Source organism: Umezawaea sp. (genome assembly GCF_057122925.1).
In genome coordinates this window covers 1-18,844 of record NZ_DBNGPQ010000188.1, presented here as the reverse complement: position 1 = coordinate 18,844, position 18,844 = coordinate 1, and the positions used below count along the sequence as shown (strand labels likewise).

The following is an 18,844-nucleotide window of genomic DNA, read 5'->3' as shown; positions in this document are numbered from 1 at the left end:
GGCGCGAACTGTCACCCGGACGTGCGATCGTTGGGGCATGACCGGCTCAGCCGCCGCGGACGGGCAGGAGGCATGGCCCGAGCTGTCGCGTTCGACGCTGCGGGACCTGGAACGGGCCTCGGGCGACCTGGCCGCGTCCAGCGTGTCGGAGATGGAGCGCAGGCTCCCCTGGTTCCGCCGGATGCCCGCCGACCAGCGCGCCAGCGTGCTGCTGCTGATCCAGAACGGCGTGGCGGGCTTCGTGTCGTGGCTGGACGACCCCCGCCAGGCGATCAGGCTGACCGCCGAGGCGTTCCGGTCGGCCCCGAAGGACATCTCCCGGTGGGTGAGCCTGCGCCAGACCGTCGAGCTGGTCCGGATCGCGCTGGAGCTGTTCGAGCAGCAGCTGCCGAGGCTGGCGGCGAACGACGAGGAGCGGGCCCGGCTGACCGAGGGGGTCCTGCGGTACGGGCGGGAGATCGCGTTCTCCGCGGCCACGTCCTACGCCACGGCGGCGGAGGCCAGGGGCGCGTGGGACGCGCGGCTGGAGGCGCTCGTGGTCGACGGGATCGTGCGCGGCGACGCCGAGGAGTCGCTGCTGTCGCGGTCCTCCGCGCTGGGCTGGGACCCGGCGGCCGAGGCGACCGTGCTGGTGGGCAACCCGCCGTCCGACGACCCGCCCGCGGTCGTCTACGAGGTGCGCAGCCGCGCGGCCCGCAGCGGGCGGCCGGTGCTGCTGAGCGTGCAGGGCTCCCGGCTGGTCGTCGTGCTGGGCGGCGAGACCGACGAGGGCGACGTGCTGGGCAAGATCGCCGAGGCGTTCGGCGACGGCGCCGTGGTGGCGGGCCCGACCGTGGCGAGCCTGGCCGAGGCGCACCGCAGCGCCAGCGACGCGCTGTCCGGGCTGCGGGCGGTCGTCGGGTGGCCGACGGCGCCGCGGCCGGTGCGGTCGCTCGACCTGCTCCCGGAACGGGCGCTCGCGGGCGACCCGGAGGCCGAGTGGCAGCTCGTGGACCGCATCGCCCGGCCCCTGGAGGAGGCCAGCGGGGCGCTGCTGGAGACCGTGGACACCTTCCTGGAGGTGGGCGGGGTGCTGGAGACGTGCGCGCGCAAGCTGTTCGTGCACCCCAACACCGTCCGGTACCGCTTGCGGCGGGTGACCGAGCTGACGGGGCGCAACGCCCACGACGCCCGCGACGCCCTCGTGCTGCGCATCGCGCTGTCCGTCGGGCGGCTCGCGAAGGCCCGCGGTTTGTGGTGATCGGGACCGGAATGTCGCTTTGCGCCCTCCCGGTGTGACGGACACCGCACCCTTTGGTGGGTGACACAGGTCGCTGTGCACAACACGCCACGACGTTCTCCGGACACTTCGCGGCAACCTTTGTAGGAACCCTACAAATCCGACCCGTGTACTTCGTGTACGACGGCATGAGTGGGAACGGCTCCGACCGTGTTCAGTTGCACTGTGATCGCACTCCTCGCACCCGGACAGGGCTCGCAGACCCCCGGCATGTTCGGCCCCTGGCTCGAACTCGACGGCGCAGAGCAGCGGGTCGCGTCCTGGTCCAAGGCCACCGGCCTGGACCTGGTCCGCCTCGGCACCACCGCGGAGGCCGAGGAGATCAAGGACACCTCGATCACCCAGCCGCTCGTCGTGGCGCTGGCGCTGCTCGCGTTCGAGGAGCTGCGCAAGCGCGTCGAACTGCCGGCCGACACGATCATCGCGGGCCACTCCGTCGGCGAGCTGGCCGCCGCCGCGATGGCAGGCGTGCTCAGCCCCGACGACGCCGTGGCGCTGGCCGCGGTGCGCGGGTCGGAGATGGCCGCCGCGTGCGCGCTGCACCCGACCGGGATGGCCGCCGTCCTCGGCGGCGACGAGGCCGAGGTGCTGGCGAGGCTGGCCGAGCTGGGCCTCACGCCCGCCAACCGCAACGGCGCGGGCCAGATCGTCGCCGCGGGCCCGCTGGAGGCCCTCGACCAGCTGGTCGGGTCGCCCCCCGGCACCGCGAAGATCCGCAAGCTCCAGGTCGCGGGCGCGTTCCACACCTCGTTCATGGCCACGGCCGAGGACGCGCTGCGGACCCGCGCCGCGGGCACCACCGCGCACGACCCGGTCCTGCCCCTGCTGTCCAACGCCGACGGTGCCCTCGTCACCGACGGCGCGGACGTGCTGCACCGGCTGATCGCCCAGGTGACCCGCCCCGTGCGGTGGGACACCTGCCAGGCCACCCTGGCCGAGCACGCCGTGCACGCGGTCGTCGAGCTGCCGCCCGCGGGCGCGCTGACGGGCTTGGCCAAGCGCGAGTTGAAGGGCACCCCCACCTTGGCGTTGAAGACTCCGGAGCACCTCGACAAGGTCGCCGAGCTCCTGGCCACCGCGGAGGCGTCCCGATGACCGCCTTCACCCTGCCCGCGGCCCTGACGGGCACGCGCATCCTCGGGATGGGCAGCTACCAGCCCGAGACGATCGTGAGCAACCACGACCTCGCGAAGGTCATGGACACCAACGACGAGTGGGTGCGCGAGCGGGTCGGCATCGTCAACCGGCGCTTCGCGGGCAAGGACGAGCTGCTCGTCGACATGGCCGTGGAGGCGGGCGCGAAGGCCATCGCCGACTCCGGCCTCCAGCCCGCCGACGTCGGCGCGGTCATCGTCGCGACCTGCACCATGCCGTCGCCGATACCGAACGCGGCGGCCCAGGTCGCCGAGCGCCTCGGCGCGAAGGCCGTCGGCGCGTTCGACGTGAACGCCGCGTGCGCCGGGTTCTGCTACGCCCTGGCCACCGCCTCCGACATGGTCCGATCGGGCAGCGCGAAGAACGTGCTGGTCATCGGGGCCGAGAAGCTCACCGACTGGGTGGACCCGACCGACCGGTCCACCGCGATCATCTTCGCCGACGCGGCGGGCGCCGTCGTCGTCGGCGCGGGCGACGAACCGGCCATCGGGCCGGTCGTGTGGGGGAGCGCGGGCGACATGGCGGACGCCATCGCCATCGCCGACCGCAACTCCTCGATCCACCAGGAGGGCCAGGCGGTCTTCCGCTGGGCGACCACCCAGATCGCCCCCGTGGCGATCCGCGCGGTCGAGCTGGCGGGCCTGGAGCTGTCCGACGTGGACGTGTTCGTGCCGCACCAGGCCAACCTCCGGATCATCGAGCTGATCGCGAAGCGCCTGCGCGCCAAGGGTGCGCGTGAGGACATGGTCGTCGCACGTGACATCGTGGAGTCGGGCAACACCTCGTCGGCCTCGGTGCCGATGGCGCTCGACCACCTGCGGGCGGCGGGCGAGATCTCCAGCGGTGACGTGGTGCTGCTCGTGGGCTTCGGTGCGGGCCTGTCCTACGCGGGGCAGGTCGTCCGGTGCCCGTGATGTCGGGCCCCAACAGTGTTCCGGCGGGACGGGACAGCCGTTCCAGCCGTCCGATGCACGAAGGAAGGGATTTTCAGTGAGCAACGAGGACATCCAGAAGGGGCTTGCCGAGATCGTCGAAGAGGTCGCCGGTGTGGCCGCGGACGACGTGACGGCCGAGAAGTCCTTTGTGGACGACCTGGACATCGACTCGCTGTCCATGGTGGAGATCGCCGTGCAGGCCGAGGACAAGTTCGGCGTGAAGATCCCGGACGACGAGCTGGCCAACCTCAAGACCGTGGGCGATGCGGTGTCCTACATCGCCGGCAAGGCATGACCACTAACCACGACGTCGTCGTCACCGGGCTGGGTGCCACCACCCCGCTCGGTGGCGATGTCGCCTCCACGTGGGACGCGCTGCTCGCCGGTCGCAGCGGCGTGTCCACGATCGACATGGACTGGGTCGAGCGCTTCGACCTGCCGGTGAGGATCGCCGCGAAGCTCGCGGTCGAACCGACCGAGGTGCTCCCCAGGGTCGAAGCCCGACGGCTCGACCGCAGCGAGCAGGTGGCCATGATCGCCGCTCGCCAGGCGTGGGCGGACGCCGGGCACGGCGACGGCACCGTGGACCGGGAACGGCTGGCGGTGATCGTCGGCACCGGCATCGGTGGCGCGATGACCCTGCTGAACCAGGACGACCTGCTGGAGGAGCACGGCCTGCGCAAGGTCTCGCCCCTCACCATCCCGATGCTGATGCCGAACGGCCCGGCCGCGCACGTGGGCCTGGAGTTCAAGGCGCAGGCCGGGGTGCACGCGCCGGTCTCGGCCTGCGCGTCGGGCGCCGAGGCGCTCGCGTGGGCGTGGCGGATGATCCGCAGCGGCGAAGCCGACGTCGTGGTGGCCGGAGGCGCGGAAGCGTGCATCTGCGCCATCCCGGTGGCCGGGTTCTCGCAGGCCCGCACCATGAGCACCCGCAACGACGACCCGGCGGGGGCCTCCCGGCCGTTCGACACGGGCCGCGACGGCTTCGTGCTCGGCGAGGGTTCCGGGATCATGGTGCTGGAGCGCGCGGACTTCGCGGCCGCTCGCGGCGCCAAGGTCTACGGCCGTCTCGCGGGCATCGGCACCAGCTCCGACGGCTACCACATCACCGCTCCGGACCCCGAGGGCGTCGGCCAGTCCCGGGCCATGGCGGCAGCCATGCGCACCGCCGGGCTGACCGGCGGCGACATCGGCCACGTGAACTGCCACGCGACGTCCACCCCGGTGGGCGACGTGGCGGAGACCGTCGCCGTGCGCAAGGCGATCGGCGACCACCCGGTGCTGACCGCGCCGAAGGGCGCGCTCGGCCACATGCTGGGTGCGGCGGGCGCGGTGGAGGCCATCATCACGGTGCTGTCGCTGCGGGACGGGATCGTGCCGCAGACGCTCAACCTGGACAACCTCGACCCGGCCGTCGAACTCGACGTCGTCGCGGGCGAGCCCCGCAAGATCAAGCTGGATGCGGCGATCAACGACTCGTTCGGCTTCGGCGGGCACAACGTGGCGCTCGCGTTCACGACCGCCTAGCGACCCCGCCGGTCCACCGCGGGCTCGCGGTGGACCGGCGGGCGCGGTGCTCCCGCTCGACCGGCGTGGCCCGTCTCCCCCGTGGAGGCGGGCCACGCCTGCGTTCGGGTCAGCAGGCCTCGAACTGCGGGGTGTGGCTCTCGGGGCCCATGTCGACGCGGAGGGTGCCGTCCTCCTCGCGCAGCGGGTAGACGACGCGCCAGCGGATGCAGTCGACCGGCAGCTCGGCGGGTGCCCTGGTGACGTCCTGGACGCTGACGAAGCTGGCCAGCACGCGGAGCCGTTCGCCGGAGGAGGCGTCGATCCGCTGGACCAGGACGGTGCCGTCGGACGTCGTCTCGTAGTTGGCCCGCCACTGCGGTGCGCGCAGCCTGCGGGAGAACTCCGCGGTGACCGCCCCGCTCCACGACTGGTAGTCGCGGGCGTTGATGGCGTCGAAGTACCGCTGGAACAGTGCCCGGACGCGCTCGCCGTCCGGGTGCAGCTCGGCGTCGACGCTGAGCCGCACGGTGCGGTCCCCCGGCTGGGCCGAGCGCGGCACGGAGGTGGACGGCGGGGAGCCGTCGGACGCGGTGGCGGAACCGGCGCTCGTGGTGGTGGCGGGCCGGGTGTAGAGGTCGCGCACCAGGAGGCCGCCCGCGACGGACCCCGCGGCCACCACGAGGGCCGTCGGGAGGACCCAGAGGGCGCGAGGACGCCTCGGTTCTTCGGTCGTCACCGTTCGAGCGTGCCACAGCGGTCGGGCCCGATCCGAGCCGGCCGACCGTCAGCGGTATCCCACCGGTGAAGCCTTTAAACCACCCATACGGGTGACGAAAGGGCCCCGATGTCACTGAATAATGCATGAGGATTACTCATAAATCCCAATCGTGTGACAGAAACAATCCTATGGATACCATTGAATTACCCAATAACACAGCAAGTGCGTACCGCTGCGAGTTGCGCACCACGGCGACACCCGTTCGAAACGAGCCTGCTGACGCAACCACCTGCACAAAGACGAAGGCGTACCGCCGAACGGACACCGGGGACGCGACGAAAGGCTCCGTCCTCCCGACGTGCCCGACAGGCTCGACGGCGACTCTGGGTAGCACCCAGCCACCTCCGGCCGATTTTCTGGGGCACGGGGAAGAAACCGCAGGTAGGACGAGGTGACCGTTGCTGAACTAGAGAGTTTCGTTTAGTTGCGCCACCCTCCGCGTGGTCAGCGTTACACCCGAACAAACGTCGCGATCGAGTGAATCTAGGCAAAGATCGTTGCACTCCGTCGTAAATCCGAGGGTAATTCACCATTTTTTGACCCACTAACGGGCCAACCTGCATCGCCCGTGTGGCGGCTTGGAAACTCTCCGCAAACTGTGCGGAAATATGGCCGTCGCATTGACGACAAGCACATCGCCCACCAGTTCGGGGCGCGCCGCTCAACACGCCAGGGGAGGTAATTCCAGTGGATCTCCGCTATGAGGCTTACTGCTTCGCGGATCGTCACTTCTACGACGTGCAAAGCCACGCGGAAACCTCCGCCGACGATTTCTCCCGCGAGCTCCCCGAGCTGCCGGAGGGCTGGTCGCAGGGCGAGAAGAACATCTGGCGGCACCTGCACCCCAAGGGCGCGGTGCTGGCCAAGCAGGGCTGGAAGATCCACGTGTCGGCCACCGTGGCCAACGCGGGCCGCGTCCTGAAGACCACCTACGACTACTGCGTCGAGCACCGGATCTCGTTCAAGTACCTGCGGACCCAGTCGATCGTGCTGGCGCGCAACTCCAAGTACGCCCCCCGCGAGGCCAGCGGCAAGCTGATCGCGATCTACCCGGCCGACGAGGTCGAGCTGGAGCGCGTCCTGGTGGAGCTGTCCGCGCTGCTGGACGGGGAGCAGGGCGCCTACATCCTCAGCGACCTCCGCTACGGCGCGGGCCCGCTCTACGTCCGCTACGGCGGGTTCGTCGAGCAGTGGCTGGAGAAGGACGGCAAGCAGGTCCTCGCGATCGAGGGCCCGGACGGCGAGCTGGTCCCCGACCAGCGCAAGCCGAACTTCTGGGTGCCCGAGTGGGTCGAGCTGCCGCCGTTCCTGGTGCCGCACCTCGCCGCCCGCAACGGCGGCGACCCGGACGAGTTCCCCTACGACGTGGTGCGCTCGCTGCACTTCTCCAACGGCGGCGGCGTCTACCTCGCGACCCGCAGGTCCGACGGCGCCGAGGTCGTGCTGAAGGAGGCGAGACCCCACGCCGGCCTCGACCGCGACAACGTCGACGCGGTCGCCAGGCTGGACCGCGAGTTCGCGATCCTGTCCAGGCTGGACGGGATCGCGGGCGTTCCCAGGGTGTACGACCGGTTCACCGTGTGGGAGCACCACTTCCTGGCGATGGAGTACATGCCGGGCAGATCGCTCGGGCAGTGGCTCGGCATGCACTACCCGTTGACGCACAACGAGATCAGCGACGAGCGGATCGCCGAGTACCGGACGAGGGCGCTCGCCGTGCTCGACAAGGTCGAGCGGACCGTCCACGCGCTGCACGAGCGCGGGGTGGTGTTCTCCGACCTGCACTCGCTCAACGTCCTGCTCGACGAGGACGACCGGATGTCGCTGATCGACTTCGAGCTGTCGTTCCACGTGGACGAGCCCCGCAGGCCCACGCTCGGCGCGCCCGGCTTCCAGGCCCCGCCGGACCGCGAGGGCGTCGAGATCGACGAGTACCCGCTCGCCGCGCTGCGGCTGTGGCTGTTCCTGCCGCTCAACGAGGTGCTGGAGCTGGCACCCTCGCGGCTGAGGTCCCACCTCGACTTCATCCAGCGCCGGTTCGGGCTGTCCGACGAGTACTGCGAGCGGATCGCGGCGGTGCTCACCCCCCGCGTCGAGGTCCCGCCCGCGCCGGAGCGGACGACGCTCGACGAGCCGGAGCCGGACTGGCGCGCGGTGCGCAAGGACATCGCGACCGCCATCCTGGCCAGCGCCACACCCGACCGCACCGACCGGTTGTTCCCCGGCGACATCGAGCAGTTCGAGGTCGGCGGCGCGTGCTTCGCCTACGGCGCGGCCGGTGTGCTGCACGCGCTGCACGTCAGCGGGCAGGGCCGCTTCCCCGAGTACGAGCAGTGGCTCCAGGACTCCGTGCGGCGCGATCCGCCGAAGCAGCCCGGTTTCTTCACCGGCGCGCACGGCATCGCCCACGTGCTGGAGAACTTCGGCCACCACGACCTGGCGACCGACCTGGTCACCGAGTACGCGAAGACGCTGCCGGGCACGGTGGACCACGGACTCGGCAGCGGCCTGTCCGGTGTCGCGCTGAACCTGCTGCACTTCGCGAACGTCCGCCACGACGACGACTTCCTCACCCAGGCGGTCGACATCGCCGACCGCCTCGGCCACGAGCTCCAGTTCGCGGAACCCCCCGGCCCCAAGGCGAAGGCCGGTCTGCTGCACGGCTGGTCCGGGCCCGCACTGCTGTTCCTGCGGCTGTTCGAGCACAGCGGCGACCGCTCCTGGCTCGACCTGGCCGGGCAGGCGCTGGACCGCGACCTGGCGGAGTGCATGGTCGCGCTCGACGGTTCGACGCAGGTGCGCGACGGCGGCTACCGCACGCTCCCCTACGTCGAGGTCGGCGGCGCGGGCATCGCGATGGTGCTCAACGAGTACGCCCGGCACGCACCCGACGCGGAGAGCGTCACCCGACTCCCCGACCTGCTGCGCGGCGCCGCGGGCGAGTTCGTGATCCACCCCGGCCTGGTCCTCGGCCGGATGGGTCTGCTCGCGACGCTCGCCCAGGCCGTGCGGCGGCAGCCCGACCCGGTGTTCGAGCAGGCGATGCGACGACACCTGGCCGCGCTCGCGTGGCACGCCGTGCCCTACCGGGACGGTCTGGCGTTCCCTGGGATGCAGCTGCGCAGGCTGTCGATGGACCTCAACACCGGCGGCGCCGGAATCCTGTTGGCGCTGGCGTCCGTGGTGGACGGAGACGGATCGGTCCTCCCGTTCCTCGGAGCCGCGTCCACCCCCTAGAACCCCCGGCCCCGAGTGGCTGGTGGAGCAGTAAACCCCGAGTAGTTCGCTGACTGAGGAGTAAGACAATGGGATTCATCCTCGACATGCAGGAGCTCGAGACCCCCGAGACGACGTCCAACGCGATGGCGACCGGCGGCGGTGGCGGTGGCGGCGGCAGCACGACGGCCTCGAGCGCCAGCCTGCTGCTCCCCTGCAGCCACTCCTCCGCGAGCCTGATCCTCTGCTAGGTCTCGCCCGAGAGGTTGGGTGAGCGGCACAAGCGAAGTGTGCCGCTCACCCGGTGACACAAGGGTCCGATGGCAGCGACCGACCACGAATCGGTCCGTCTGCCGTCGGGCCCTTTCCCCATGATGCGCCCACCCGTCTCCGGAGGGAACAGCCATGGCCCAACCGGGCGACGCGCTTCTGGTCGAAGCCGCGAACCACGACCGCCGCTGGTTGCTGCTGGTGCTGAACGCCGCTCTGGCCACCACCGCGAGCCTGCTGCTGCCCGCCGCGCTGGCGAGCACCGTGGACATGGCTCTGGCGGGGCGGCTCGACTCCTCCACCGTGCTGTGGCTGGTCTCGATGGTGTCGATCGAGGTCGTCGGCGACGCGATCGGCGTCGTGCTGGCCGCGGCGATCACCGCGAGGGCCACCGCCCGGTTGCGCCACCGCGTCGCCGCCCACCTGCTCGGGCTCGGCCACCCGTCACCGTTCGCCGCGGGTGACGCGGTCAGCCGCGTCACCGGGGACTCCGCCATCGCGGGCGGCATCTCGGTGATCGTGATCTCCCTGACCGTGACCGCGCTCAGCTCCGTCGGCGCCGTCGTCGCACTGGCCCTGATGGACTGGCGGCTCGCCGCGGTGTTCCTGCTCAGCGTTCCGCTGGCGATGCTCCTGGTGCGCACGCACATGCGGCTGACGGCCGACGACGTCGCCACCTACCAGACCGTGTCGGGTGACCTGTCCGCCCGGCTGCTCGACGCCGTCTCCGGCCTGCGCACGATCGCCGCCTCCGGCACCGCCGAGCAGGAGTCGGAGCGGGTGCTGCGTCCACTCCCGACGCTCGCCGCCGCCGGGATCGGCATGTGGCGCACCCAGGCGAAGATGATCTGGCGGGCCGGGCTGCTGCTGCCGGCCGTGGAGCTGGCCGTGCTGACCGCAGCGGGTTTCGGCGTGGTCGCGGGCAGGCTGACCGTCGGCGACCTGCTCGCGACGCTGGGGTACGTGGCCCTGGGCATGGGGATCGTGGGCCAGCTGCCGATGCTGACGACCCTGGCCCGCACCCGTGCCAGCGCGACCAGGCTGGTGGAGGTCCTCGACACGCCGCTGCCGAGCCGCGGCGCCACGAACCCGCCCGCGCGCCCCGGAGACCTCGAACTGCACGACGTGTCGCTCGACGGCGCGCTGCACGGCGTGCACCTGCGGATCCCCGCGGGCACGTTCACCGCCGTCGTCGGCCGGTCCGGCGCGGGGAAGTCCGCGCTGGCGTCCGTCATCGGCGGACTGTCCACACCGGACTCGGGTGAGGTGCGCCGCGACGGGACGGTCGGGTACGCGTTCGAGCGGCCCGCGCTGCTGGGCGCCACGGTCGGCGAGGCCGTCCGCTACGGCGCCGACGCGGGCAGGCGCCGGGTGCGCGCGGCCTGCGTCGCCGCGCAGGTGCACGACGTGGTCGTGCGGCTGCCCGACGGCTACGACACCCCCGTGTCCGACACGCCGCTGTCCGGCGGCGAGGCCCAGCGCCTCGGCCTGGCGCGGGCCCTCATCCGCGACCCGGACGTGCTGGTGCTCGACGACGCGACGGCCAGCCTGGACATGGTCACCGAGGCGACCGTCGACCGGGCGATCGAGGCCGCGCTGCCGGGTCGCACGAAGGTCGTCGTCACCCACCGCGCCGCCACCGCCCGCCGCGCCGACCTCGTGGTGTGGCTGGTGGACGGCCGGGTGCACGCGACCGGTTCGCACGAGGCGCTGTGGCTGGATCCGGGTTACCGGGCCGTGTTCACCGGAGGAGACGCTTGATGGACGCGCTCGAACCACCCCCCGTCGACGCCCGCCCCGCCCACTGGCCGGACGCCCGGTTGCTGCTCCAGGGCCTGCGCGCCCGCGCGGGGACGCCGCGCCCGGTCCGCGACCGGCGCGCCGTCCGCCCCCGAGGCGGTGCCCGGTGACCCCGCCGGTTCCGGTGCGGTTCGTCCCCCCGCGCGGAGGTGACGTCCGGTGGACGTGATGCGGCTGTACCTCGGGGCGCTGGCGGGTCAGCGGAGGGGCGTGCTGGTCCTGCTCGGCTGGTCGGTGCTGGAGGGCGTGCCCGCGTTCCTGTCGGGACGGCTGGTGGCGCTCGCGGTGGACCGCGGCTTCGCGGCGGGCCGACCGCTGGTCGGCGTGGGCTGGCTGCTGGTGTTCGCGGCGGTGGCGGTGCTCGGCGGGTTCGGCCTGCGGCAGGTGTTCCGGCACCTCGGCTCGGTGATCGAGCCGATGCGGGACGCGCTGGTCCGGGTCGTGGTGCGCGGCGTGCTGCACGGCGGCGCGTCGCACCGGCGGCAGCCGGACGCGAGCGCGGTCGCGCGGATCACCCGGCACGTCGAGGTGGTGCGGGACGCGACGGCGGGCGTGCTGGTGCAGGCCCGCGCGCTGCTGGTCACGACGACGGCGGCGCTGGTCGGCCTGGTGACCGCGGTGGCGGACCTCGCGTGGCTGGTGGTGTCGCCGGTCGTCATCGCGCTGGCGCTGTTCGCGCTGCTGCTGCCGTCGCTCGCGCGCAGGCAGCGGGACCAGGTGATGGCTGACGAGAACAGCGCGGAGGCGGCGGGCGCGGTGCTCGTCGGCATCCGCGACGTCGTCGCCTGCGACGCCACCGCGGACGCGGGCGCCGAGGTCGGCGCGAAGATCGACCGGCAGGCCGAGGTGGCCGTGCGGGTGGCGTGGGCGAACGCGCTGCGCGGGCTGGTGATCGCGGTCGGCGGGTTCGCGCCGCTGGCCCTGCTCGTGCTGGCGGCGCCCGCCAAGGTGGCGTCCGGGCAGCTCACGGCGGGCGCGGTGCTCGGCGCCGTGGTCTACCTGAGCACCAGCGTGCAGCCCGCGCTGCGCAGGCTGGCGGACACGACCAGCACCGTGGTGCTGCGGCTGCTGGTCGCGCTGCGCAGGCTGTCCGAGGCCGCGCCGCCGCCCGCGCCCCCCGCGGGTGACGAGGTGCCCGCCGGGCACGCCGTGGCGATGCGCGGGCTGACGTTCGGCTGGGGCGAGCACGCCGAACCGGTCGTGCGGGACCTGGACCTCGACCTGGTGCCCGGCGACCACCTGGCCGTGGTGGGGCCCAGCGGGATCGGCAAGTCGACCGTGGCGGGCCTGCTGACCGGGCTGATGCCGCCGCGGTCGGGCTCCGTGACGCTCGGTGGCGTGCCGGTGCACCTGGTGCGGCCCGCGGAGCGGCACCGGCGCATCGCGCTGATCCCGCAGGAGACCTACCTGTTCACCGGGACGCTGCGGGAGAACCTGGCGCTGTTCACGCCGGACGCGTCGGACGCGGAGCTGCTGGCGGCCGTCGCCGCCGTGGGCGCGTCCGAGCTGGTGGAGCGGATCGGCGGGCTGGACGCGGGCCTCGGGCACGCGGGTGCGGGGCTGTCGGCGGGCGAGGCGCAGCTGCTCGCCGTGGCCAGGGTCTACGCGTGCCCGGCGACGCTGGTGATCCTGGACGAGGCCACCTCGCACCTGGACCCGGCCGCCGAGGCGACGGTGGAGCGGGCGTTCGCGGAGCGCGGGGGGATCCTCGTGGTGATCGCGCACCGGCTCTCGTCGGCGTTGCGCGCCAAGCGGGTCCTGGTGATGGACGGCGGCCCGCCGCTGCTCGGCGACCACGACGACCTGGTGCGCTCCTCGCCCGCGTACGCCGAGCTCATGCAGGCGTGGCTACCGGCCGAAAGCGTCCGGCCTTCGCGCTAGCGGCTGGTTCCGAGTCGTGCTCGACAATTCCTCACGACGTCGAACGACGGGAACCCCCGCGTCACCACGGGGGTTCCCGTTCGCCGACGATGATCAGCCAACGCGGTGCAGCCAGGTGACCGGCGCGCCGTCCCCGGCGCGGCGGAAGGGCTCCAGCGCGTCGTCCCACGCGGCGCCGAGCAGTTCGTCGACGCCGTGCGCGAAGGACTCGCCGCCGCGGCTGCGCAGGGCGAGCGCGCGGAGTTGGTCCTCGGACACCACGATGTCGCCGTTGGCACTGGTTCGCGCGTGCCACAGGCCCAGCACGGGGGCGAAGCAAAAACGCTCGCCGTCCACGCCGTCGCTCGGGTCCTCCGTCACCTCGAATCGGAGCATCGGCCACGCCCGCAACGCGGACACGAGTCTTCCGCCCGTCCCGGCGTCGCCGGTCCAAGCGCATTCGGCGCGCAACTGACCTGGCGCCGCGGGCTGCGCCGCCCACCTGAGGTCCACTCGCTCACCGAGGGTGCCCGAGATAGCCCACTCGACGTGCGGACAGACCGCAGACGGCGACGAGTGGACGTAGACCACGCCACTGGTGCTGCCACGGGTGCTCACAGCTGACCTCCGCTACTCGACGAGGGACGTCTTCCCCTACGACCTGTCGGAACGGACGATCAAGTGAATTCCCGCTGGCGCCATTCTGCCTGCTGCCGGTGCTGTCCGCCAGAAGAACCAGCGCGAACACCACCCGGCCGGGGTGGATACAGGACTTTCGGCCCTAAAGTGCGTGCAGACGGCCCAAATAATGAACCGTTGGGACAAAACCCGAGATCAACGCGTGATCTTCACGTGATCATCCGATGATCGACGGGCCGCGAAGCGGACGAACGCGCGTGACGGTCGCTACACACCGCGGCGGCCGTCACTCGACGGATATCAGCTCGGCGATCAGTCGAGTGGAATCCGTGATGACCATCACTGAACGTGACAGCCGTGAGCCTGCCTGCCCACCGCCCCCTCCCGGGGCTACCGTGTCCGACCGTGTGGAACTGGGTGATCTCGTGCGGCTGATCAGGCTTGGGAGCGTTCCGACGGAGGTCGGCGCGGACGTGCGCGCGGCCCTGAGCACGTGGGGTGCCGGGGACGCCGTGCTGGGTGGTGTGGCGCTGCTGGGGGTGCAGCCCCCCGGCAGTCCCAAGGCGGTGGACGCGGTCGTCGTCCTGCCGCGCGGCGTCGTCGTGGTCGTCGGCGTGGACCTCCCGGACCCGGCCGTGCGCCTGGAGGCCCCGCTCTCGGGCCAGTGGAGGATCGACGGCTGGCCCCTGGTCCGCCAGGACGGCGCGGTGAGCCCCGCCGCGGAGGCGCTGGAGGCCGCGCTGGCCGTGGGCAGGCGGATCCAGGAGATGCGCGCCGAACCGCTGCCCGTCACCACGGTCGTCGCCGTCGGCCCGTACGTCGACCACGTCACGCAGCCGACCGTCGACCTGAACCGCGGCGTGCGCGTCCTGCACCCCAAGCCCACCTCGCTGCTGGCGGCGGTGCGCGAGCTGGCGACCAGCGACCGGCCCTGCTCGGTCGACCACGCGGCGAAGCTGCTGGCCGTCCTGTCCCCCACCGGCAACCCGCCCACCACCCGCGAACTGCTGGCGGAGGGCTTCGCCGACGCGGTGACGAGCGACCTGGCCTCGGCCAGCACCATGCTGCTGCCGAAGCTCCCGACGCGGGGCACGCCGGAGCGGGCGGCGGCGAAGGCACCGAAGCTGCTGCCCTACGCGGCGGCCGGGCTGGTGGTGCTGCTCGCCGTGGTCGGCATCGTCGTGGCGACGACGTCGGGGAGCACCCCCGAGTCCGCGCCGCCGCCCACCTCGGAACCGCTGCCGACGACGGTCGTGGTGGACGGCGAGAACTTCACGCCGCGCGGCACGGGCCGGGACGCCGACTGCGCGGCCCACTCCTTCGGCGACGTCAGCGCCTGGCTGTCGAAGCACAGCTGCACCGCCCTGCACCGCGCCCAGTACGAGACGAAGGTCGGTGACCGCCGCGTGGGGGTGGCGCTGGCCGAGGTGGCCCTGCCGGACGCGCTCAGCGCGCAGGAGCTGCACGGTGTCGTGGCCACGGCGGGCTCGGGCGGCATCACCACCCTCCTCAAGGAGGGCAGGGCGTGGCCGAACGGCCCGAGGTCCTTCGACCGCTCGGCCTTCGCCAGCACGGTCAAGAACACGCGGGTCCTGCTGGCCCAGGCCGTGTGGGCGGAGGGCGACTCGACCGCGACCGACCCGGAGCTGGTGAAGGCGGCGGAACGCGCGCTCCGCCTGCCCGCGGGCCAGTAGGCGCTCACCGCAGGTGCGGGTTCTCGTCCACCTTCACCAGTCCGGCGGCGATCAACCCGAACACCGCGTGCAGCACCAGGACCACGCCCGCGACGGCCCCCAGCCGCTCCGTTCCCGGCACCCCGTGCACCGCGCCACTGGCGAACAACCACCCCGCCACGGCCGCGACGGCCCCGCCCACGACCCAGGGCCGCGGCACCAGCGCCACGGCCAGCAGGGCGTCCTTGCTGGCCCGCCACAGCGTGTGCAGCACGACGGGCAGCACCAGGACGGCGGGGACGTACACGGCGACGGCGGGCAGCGGCGGCGCGTGCCGGAACGTCGTCGCGATCACGAAGGCGCACCAGAGGACAGCCGCACCCGCAGTGATCACCACGCCCCTGGTCACTGCTCCAGCTTAGATAACCGCCTCGAACGGCCTAGCGCGCGCACCGTTCCGTTACAGGCCGTAGGCCTCCAGCAGTCGCAGCCAGACCTCGCTGATCGTCGGGTACGACGGAACCGCGTGCCAGAGCCGGTCCACGGTCACCTCGCCCACGATCGCCACGGTCGCGGCGTGCACCATCTCGGCCACGTCCGGCCCGACGAACGTGACGCCGACGAGGGTCCGCGTGCCCTCGTCCACGACCATGCGCGCCTTGCCCCGGTACCCGTCCGCGTGCAGCGACGACCCGGCGACGGCGATGTCCACGTCGACGACCCGCACGTCGAGCCCGGCGGCGCGGGCCTGCTCCGCCGTGCGGCCGACGAACCCGACCTCGGGGTCGGTGAACACGACCTGCGGGACGGCGGTGTGGTCGGCGGTGGCGGCGGAGGCCGACCACAGCTCGGGGTCGCGGGCGTCGGCCAGGATCGCCGTGCCGACCGCGCGGGCGGCGTACTTGCCCTGGTGCGTCAGCAGAGCCCGGCCGGTCACGTCGCCGCAGCCGTACAGCCAGTCCACCCCGGACACCCGGCCGGTGTCGTCGACGGGCAGCGCCCTGCCCGCCTCCAGGCCGAAGGCCTCCAGCCCGAGGTCGCGGGTGGCGGGCTCGCGGCCGGTGGCGACCAGCAGGTGCTCGCCCACGATCGAGGTGCCGTCGGCCAGCACCAGCTCGACCCCGCCCTCCACCGCGGACACCGAGGCGGTCTTCGCGCTCGCGCGGATCGTCACGCCGTCCTCGCGCAGCCCGTCGGCGACGTACTCGCCGACGAAGTCCTCGAACTTGGGCAGCGGCCGGTCCTGCGAGATCACCAGCGTGACCCGCGACCCGAGCCTGGCCCACGCCTGCGCCATCTCGACGCCGACCACGCCGCCGCCGAGCACGACCAGCGACTCGGGCACCTCGTGCGCGGACGTCGCCTCGCGCGATCCCCAGTGCGGCACCTCGGACAGGCCGCTCAACGACGGCACGCGCGGCACGCTGCCGGTCGCGAGCACCACGGCGCGGCGAGCGGTCAGCACGCGGCCGTCGACGGTGACCTCGCGCTCACCGGTCACGACACCCCGGCCGCGGATCGGCACGATCCCCGCGCCCTCGGCCCACTGGACCTGGCCCGCGTCGTCCCAGTGCGAGGTGAACCCGTCGCGGCGGGCCAGCACGGCCGCGGCGTCCAGCCGGTCGCCGACCGGCACCCCCGGCAGGCGCTTGGCCGCCGCGAGGGCGTGGCCGGGGCGCAGCAGCGCCTTGCTCGGCATGCACGCCCAGTAGGAGCACTCACCGCCGAAGCGCTCCGCTTCCACCAGCGCGGTCCGCAGGCCTCCGGCAGCGGTCCGCCCCGCGGCGTTCTCGCCCACCGGGCCGCCGCCGATCACGATCACGTCGAACTCGTCGCTCGTCACCGGACAAGCCCACACCACCCCGTCCGCCGGGGCAAGTCAGCTCGGGTCGAGGACCTCGGCGAGCATCGTGGAGATCACCTGGTCGGCCTTGCGGAGCACGTGGAACCGGTCGTCGCCGGAGAGCTGGGAGGCCAGGGTGAACAGGCTGTCCGCGGTCTGGGCGGCCATCCGGAACGTCAGCCGCACCGGCCCGTCGCCGGGCGCGCCGAACCTCTCCACGAACAGCTCGGCCAGCCGTTCGGCCATCAGCTCGTACTGGTCGACGCTGGAGTCGAGCCGGTGCCCGTCGAGCAGGTCGCTGAACCGGATCCGCCCGAAGCCGGGCACGTCGACCAGCATCCGCATGTAGACGCCGACGACCTGGCCCATGGCCTTGCGCCAGTCCTCCGACAGCGTGCCGTCCTCGAACAGCACGTCGACCTCGGCCAGGTACTGCTCCATGCCGCGCAGGGCGAGCGCGTGCACGACGGACCTCTTGTCCGGGAAGTACTGGTAGAAGGAGCCGATCGGAACGCCTGCCATCTCGACGATCCGGGCGGTGGTGATGTCGTCGTAGTCCTGCTCGTTGAGCAGCGTCGAGCAGGCGTCCAGTATCGCGGTGACGGTGGCCGCGCCCCGCTGCTGGACCGGCTGCCGACGCATGACTCTGGCGAGTCGTCCTCTGGAGGGATTGTCAGGCACGTGTGCATCCTTAAGTGTTACGGACCAGTGTGACTGGCACGAGTAACGTCGAACTCAGCTCGGGTTGCCGCATTTCCACCTGGCCGACTGGCGATTAACTCGCGCGAGGTCAACCATGAGCCATTATCGCATTACTCGGGAGGTCCGCACCCGTCGCCACCTGCACATGCGCGTTCCAAATCGATAGAAATCAACCCGTATCCTCATCGGACATCGCTCGTTTGGGGCGTCTTTAGTGGGGGTGAACAAGAATGATCCGTTCACTCAATCGGCTCCTTTCGGAGGCACGAGCGAAAGCGGATGGCGATGACCTACGTATTACGAAACGTCACCGTCTCGCTCGAACGGGTGAGCGTGGCGTCCTGAGAGGCCCCGGACATCCGTCTGAGTAGGTGTCGTCAGGCGGTGGAACCGGCCTCCGCACGCCTCTCGCCGCCGCTGTCGACCCGCTGCCGCGGGATCCGCGCGCCGGTCGGGTCCGGGCGTGGCGGGCGCGTCACGTACGGCCGCACCAGACCCGCGACGAGCAGGCCGGGGGCCAGCAGCGGCAGCACCGCCGACAGCGTCACCGCCGTCGCGCTCGCGTGCAGCACCCCGCGCGGCAGCAGCGCGATCCGGTCGACCACGAACGTCCGCCGCCCCAGCAGCGACAGCAGCGCGAACACCGCGATCACCACGGCCAGCGTCAGGAGCGCCCGGTGCACCGCGGCCGCGTACCCGATCGCCTCGGCCGCCACCAGCACCGCGAGCCACCCGCCGGGCGCCGCCAACCGCCCGCGCTCGGTGGTCACCGCCCACAGCAGCCCGGCCACGACCGCCAGCCCGGCCAGCACACCACGCCGGGCCCGCACCCACCCACCGACGGCGTCCACCCACCCACTCGGAATCCCGGCCCAGTCGACCGGTGCCCGCAGCACGGCCAGCGGCGAGACGGGCGAACTCCCGACCTGCCCCACGATCCAGGTGAAGGTCCACGCGGACACCACGACGGCGACCACCACCTGCCACCGCGGTCCGGACACCACGCAGCGGCACAGGCGCACGAACTCCCGACGCTGATCCCTCACCGATCCCAGAGTGCCGCGAACCCGTGGCCCGCAATACCCATTCACCCCGCTGCTCAGGCGGTACCGCTCGTCAGGGGGAGTCCGGTCACGCGCCGTGCCGTGGGGAGGCGCGTGCCGGGTCAGGCGAACGGTCCGACCA

Annotated in this window: 17 protein-coding genes; 11 read left to right on the top strand and 6 right to left on the bottom strand. The window is 72.3% G+C overall.

Features of this window, described 5'->3' with window-relative positions; translation table 11 throughout:
• The first annotated feature begins 37 nt into the window (after window positions 1-37).
• The 5 genes from AC156L_RS41715 to AC156L_RS41695 all read left to right on the top strand — a co-directional run bounded on the left by AC156L_RS41715 (window position 38) and on the right by AC156L_RS41695 (window position 4,896).
• Window positions 38-1,240 carry a PucR family transcriptional regulator gene (locus AC156L_RS41715; protein ID WP_330877793.1) on the top strand — a complete coding sequence of 401 codons (1,203 nt, stop codon included), beginning with the start codon at window positions 38-40 and terminating at the stop codon, window positions 1,238-1,240.
• 204 nt (window positions 1,241-1,444) lie between these two features.
• Window positions 1,445-2,374 carry an ACP S-malonyltransferase gene (locus tag AC156L_RS41710; RefSeq protein WP_330877794.1) on the top strand — a complete coding sequence of 310 codons (930 nt, stop codon included), beginning with the start codon at window positions 1,445-1,447 and terminating at the stop codon, window positions 2,372-2,374.
• Window positions 2,371-3,348 (top strand): beta-ketoacyl-ACP synthase III, encoded by a 978-nt coding sequence (locus AC156L_RS41705; RefSeq protein WP_330877795.1) that lies wholly within the window; start codon window positions 2,371-2,373, stop codon window positions 3,346-3,348. The genes AC156L_RS41710 and AC156L_RS41705 overlap by 4 nt, the downstream gene beginning before the upstream one ends.
• Before the next feature lie 76 nt (window positions 3,349-3,424).
• Window positions 3,425-3,664, top strand: coding sequence for an acyl carrier protein (locus AC156L_RS41700; protein ID WP_259621948.1), 240 nt, complete (start codon window positions 3,425-3,427; stop codon window positions 3,662-3,664).
• The gene (locus AC156L_RS41695) at window positions 3,661-4,896 is read left to right on the top strand and encodes a beta-ketoacyl-[acyl-carrier-protein] synthase family protein (protein WP_330877796.1); all 1,236 of its coding nucleotides are present in this window, start codon (window positions 3,661-3,663) and stop codon (window positions 4,894-4,896) included. Before AC156L_RS41700 ends, AC156L_RS41695 begins: the two co-directional genes overlap by 4 nt.
• Window positions 4,897-5,005: 109 nt before the next feature.
• Here AC156L_RS41695 and AC156L_RS41690 read toward each other — a convergent pair whose 3' ends face one another.
• Window positions 5,006-5,614: a hypothetical protein gene (locus AC156L_RS41690; protein ID WP_330877797.1), complete on the bottom strand. Its 609-nt coding sequence runs from the start codon at window positions 5,612-5,614 to the stop codon at window positions 5,006-5,008.
• Window positions 5,615-6,343: 729 nt separating this feature from the next.
• Between AC156L_RS41690 and lanKC the strand changes: the two genes are divergently transcribed.
• The 5 genes from lanKC (at window position 6,344) to AC156L_RS41665 (ending at window position 12,823) form a co-directional block, all read left to right on the top strand.
• Window positions 6,344-8,893, top strand: coding sequence for a class III lanthionine synthetase LanKC (gene lanKC, locus AC156L_RS41685; RefSeq protein ID WP_330877798.1), 2,550 nt, complete (start codon window positions 6,344-6,346; stop codon window positions 8,891-8,893).
• 68 nt (window positions 8,894-8,961) lie between these two features.
• A complete protein-coding gene (locus tag AC156L_RS41680; protein ID WP_330877799.1) occupies window positions 8,962-9,123 on the top strand; it encodes a SapB/AmfS family lanthipeptide in 162 nt (53 codons plus the stop codon).
• A 154-nt stretch (window positions 9,124-9,277) separates the two neighbouring features.
• Window positions 9,278-10,903 carry an ABC transporter ATP-binding protein gene (locus AC156L_RS41675; protein ID WP_330877800.1) on the top strand — a complete coding sequence of 542 codons (1,626 nt, stop codon included), beginning with the start codon at window positions 9,278-9,280 and terminating at the stop codon, window positions 10,901-10,903.
• Window positions 10,903-11,052: a hypothetical protein gene (locus tag AC156L_RS41670; protein WP_330877801.1), complete on the top strand. Its 150-nt coding sequence runs from the start codon at window positions 10,903-10,905 to the stop codon at window positions 11,050-11,052. The genes AC156L_RS41675 and AC156L_RS41670 overlap by 1 nt, the downstream gene beginning before the upstream one ends.
• Before the next feature lie 49 nt (window positions 11,053-11,101).
• Window positions 11,102-12,823: an ATP-binding cassette domain-containing protein gene (locus AC156L_RS41665; protein ID WP_414719969.1), complete on the top strand. Its 1,722-nt coding sequence runs from the start codon at window positions 11,102-11,104 to the stop codon at window positions 12,821-12,823.
• 93 nt (window positions 12,824-12,916) lie between these two features.
• Here the strand turns inward: AC156L_RS41665 and AC156L_RS41660 are convergent, their stop codons facing one another.
• Entirely contained in the window at window positions 12,917-13,420 is a 504-nt protein-coding gene (locus AC156L_RS41660) for a DUF3145 domain-containing protein (protein ID WP_330877802.1), read from the bottom strand.
• A gap of 428 nt (window positions 13,421-13,848) precedes the next feature.
• On the opposite strand from AC156L_RS41660, the gene AC156L_RS41655 reads away from it, so the two are divergent.
• A complete protein-coding gene (locus AC156L_RS41655; RefSeq protein WP_330877803.1) occupies window positions 13,849-15,135 on the top strand; it encodes a hypothetical protein in 1,287 nt (428 codons plus the stop codon).
• A gap of 4 nt (window positions 15,136-15,139) precedes the next feature.
• Here the strand turns inward: AC156L_RS41655 and AC156L_RS41650 are convergent, their stop codons facing one another.
• The 4 genes from AC156L_RS41650 to AC156L_RS41635 form a co-directional block, all read right to left on the bottom strand.
• On the bottom strand, window positions 15,140-15,523 hold the full coding sequence (locus AC156L_RS41650) for a hypothetical protein (protein WP_484407833.1): 384 nt from the start codon (window positions 15,521-15,523) through the stop codon (window positions 15,140-15,142).
• A 51-nt stretch (window positions 15,524-15,574) separates the two neighbouring features.
• Window positions 15,575-16,957 carry a dihydrolipoyl dehydrogenase family protein gene (locus AC156L_RS41645; RefSeq protein WP_330877805.1) on the bottom strand — a complete coding sequence of 461 codons (1,383 nt, stop codon included), beginning with the start codon at window positions 16,955-16,957 and terminating at the stop codon, window positions 15,575-15,577.
• A 36-nt stretch (window positions 16,958-16,993) separates the two neighbouring features.
• Window positions 16,994-17,599, bottom strand: a complete 606-nt coding sequence (locus tag AC156L_RS41640) for a TetR/AcrR family transcriptional regulator (RefSeq protein WP_330877806.1) — start codon at window positions 17,597-17,599, stop codon at window positions 16,994-16,996.
• A 437-nt stretch (window positions 17,600-18,036) separates the two neighbouring features.
• Entirely contained in the window at window positions 18,037-18,705 is a 669-nt protein-coding gene (locus tag AC156L_RS41635) for a hypothetical protein (protein ID WP_330877807.1), read from the bottom strand.
• Between the last annotated feature and the right edge of the window lie 139 nt (window positions 18,706-18,844).

Excerpts from the sequence above, each read along its gene's own strand:
- AC156L_RS41640 (WP_330877806.1), bottom strand. The coding sequence starts at position 17,599 with ATGCGTCGGCAGCCGGTCCAGCAGCGGGGCGCGGCCACCGTCACCGCG.
- AC156L_RS41695 (WP_330877796.1), top strand. The coding sequence starts at position 3,661 with ATGACCACTAACCACGACGTCGTCGTCACCGGGCTGGGTGCCACCACC.
- AC156L_RS41670 (WP_330877801.1), top strand. The coding sequence starts at position 10,903 with ATGGACGCGCTCGAACCACCCCCCGTCGACGCCCGCCCCGCCCACTGG.
- AC156L_RS41705 (WP_330877795.1), top strand. The coding sequence starts at position 2,371 with ATGACCGCCTTCACCCTGCCCGCGGCCCTGACGGGCACGCGCATCCTC.
- AC156L_RS41675 (WP_330877800.1), top strand. The coding sequence starts at position 9,278 with ATGGCCCAACCGGGCGACGCGCTTCTGGTCGAAGCCGCGAACCACGAC.
- AC156L_RS41680 (WP_330877799.1), top strand. The coding sequence starts at position 8,962 with ATGGGATTCATCCTCGACATGCAGGAGCTCGAGACCCCCGAGACGACG.
- AC156L_RS41715 (WP_330877793.1), top strand. The coding sequence starts at position 38 with ATGACCGGCTCAGCCGCCGCGGACGGGCAGGAGGCATGGCCCGAGCTG.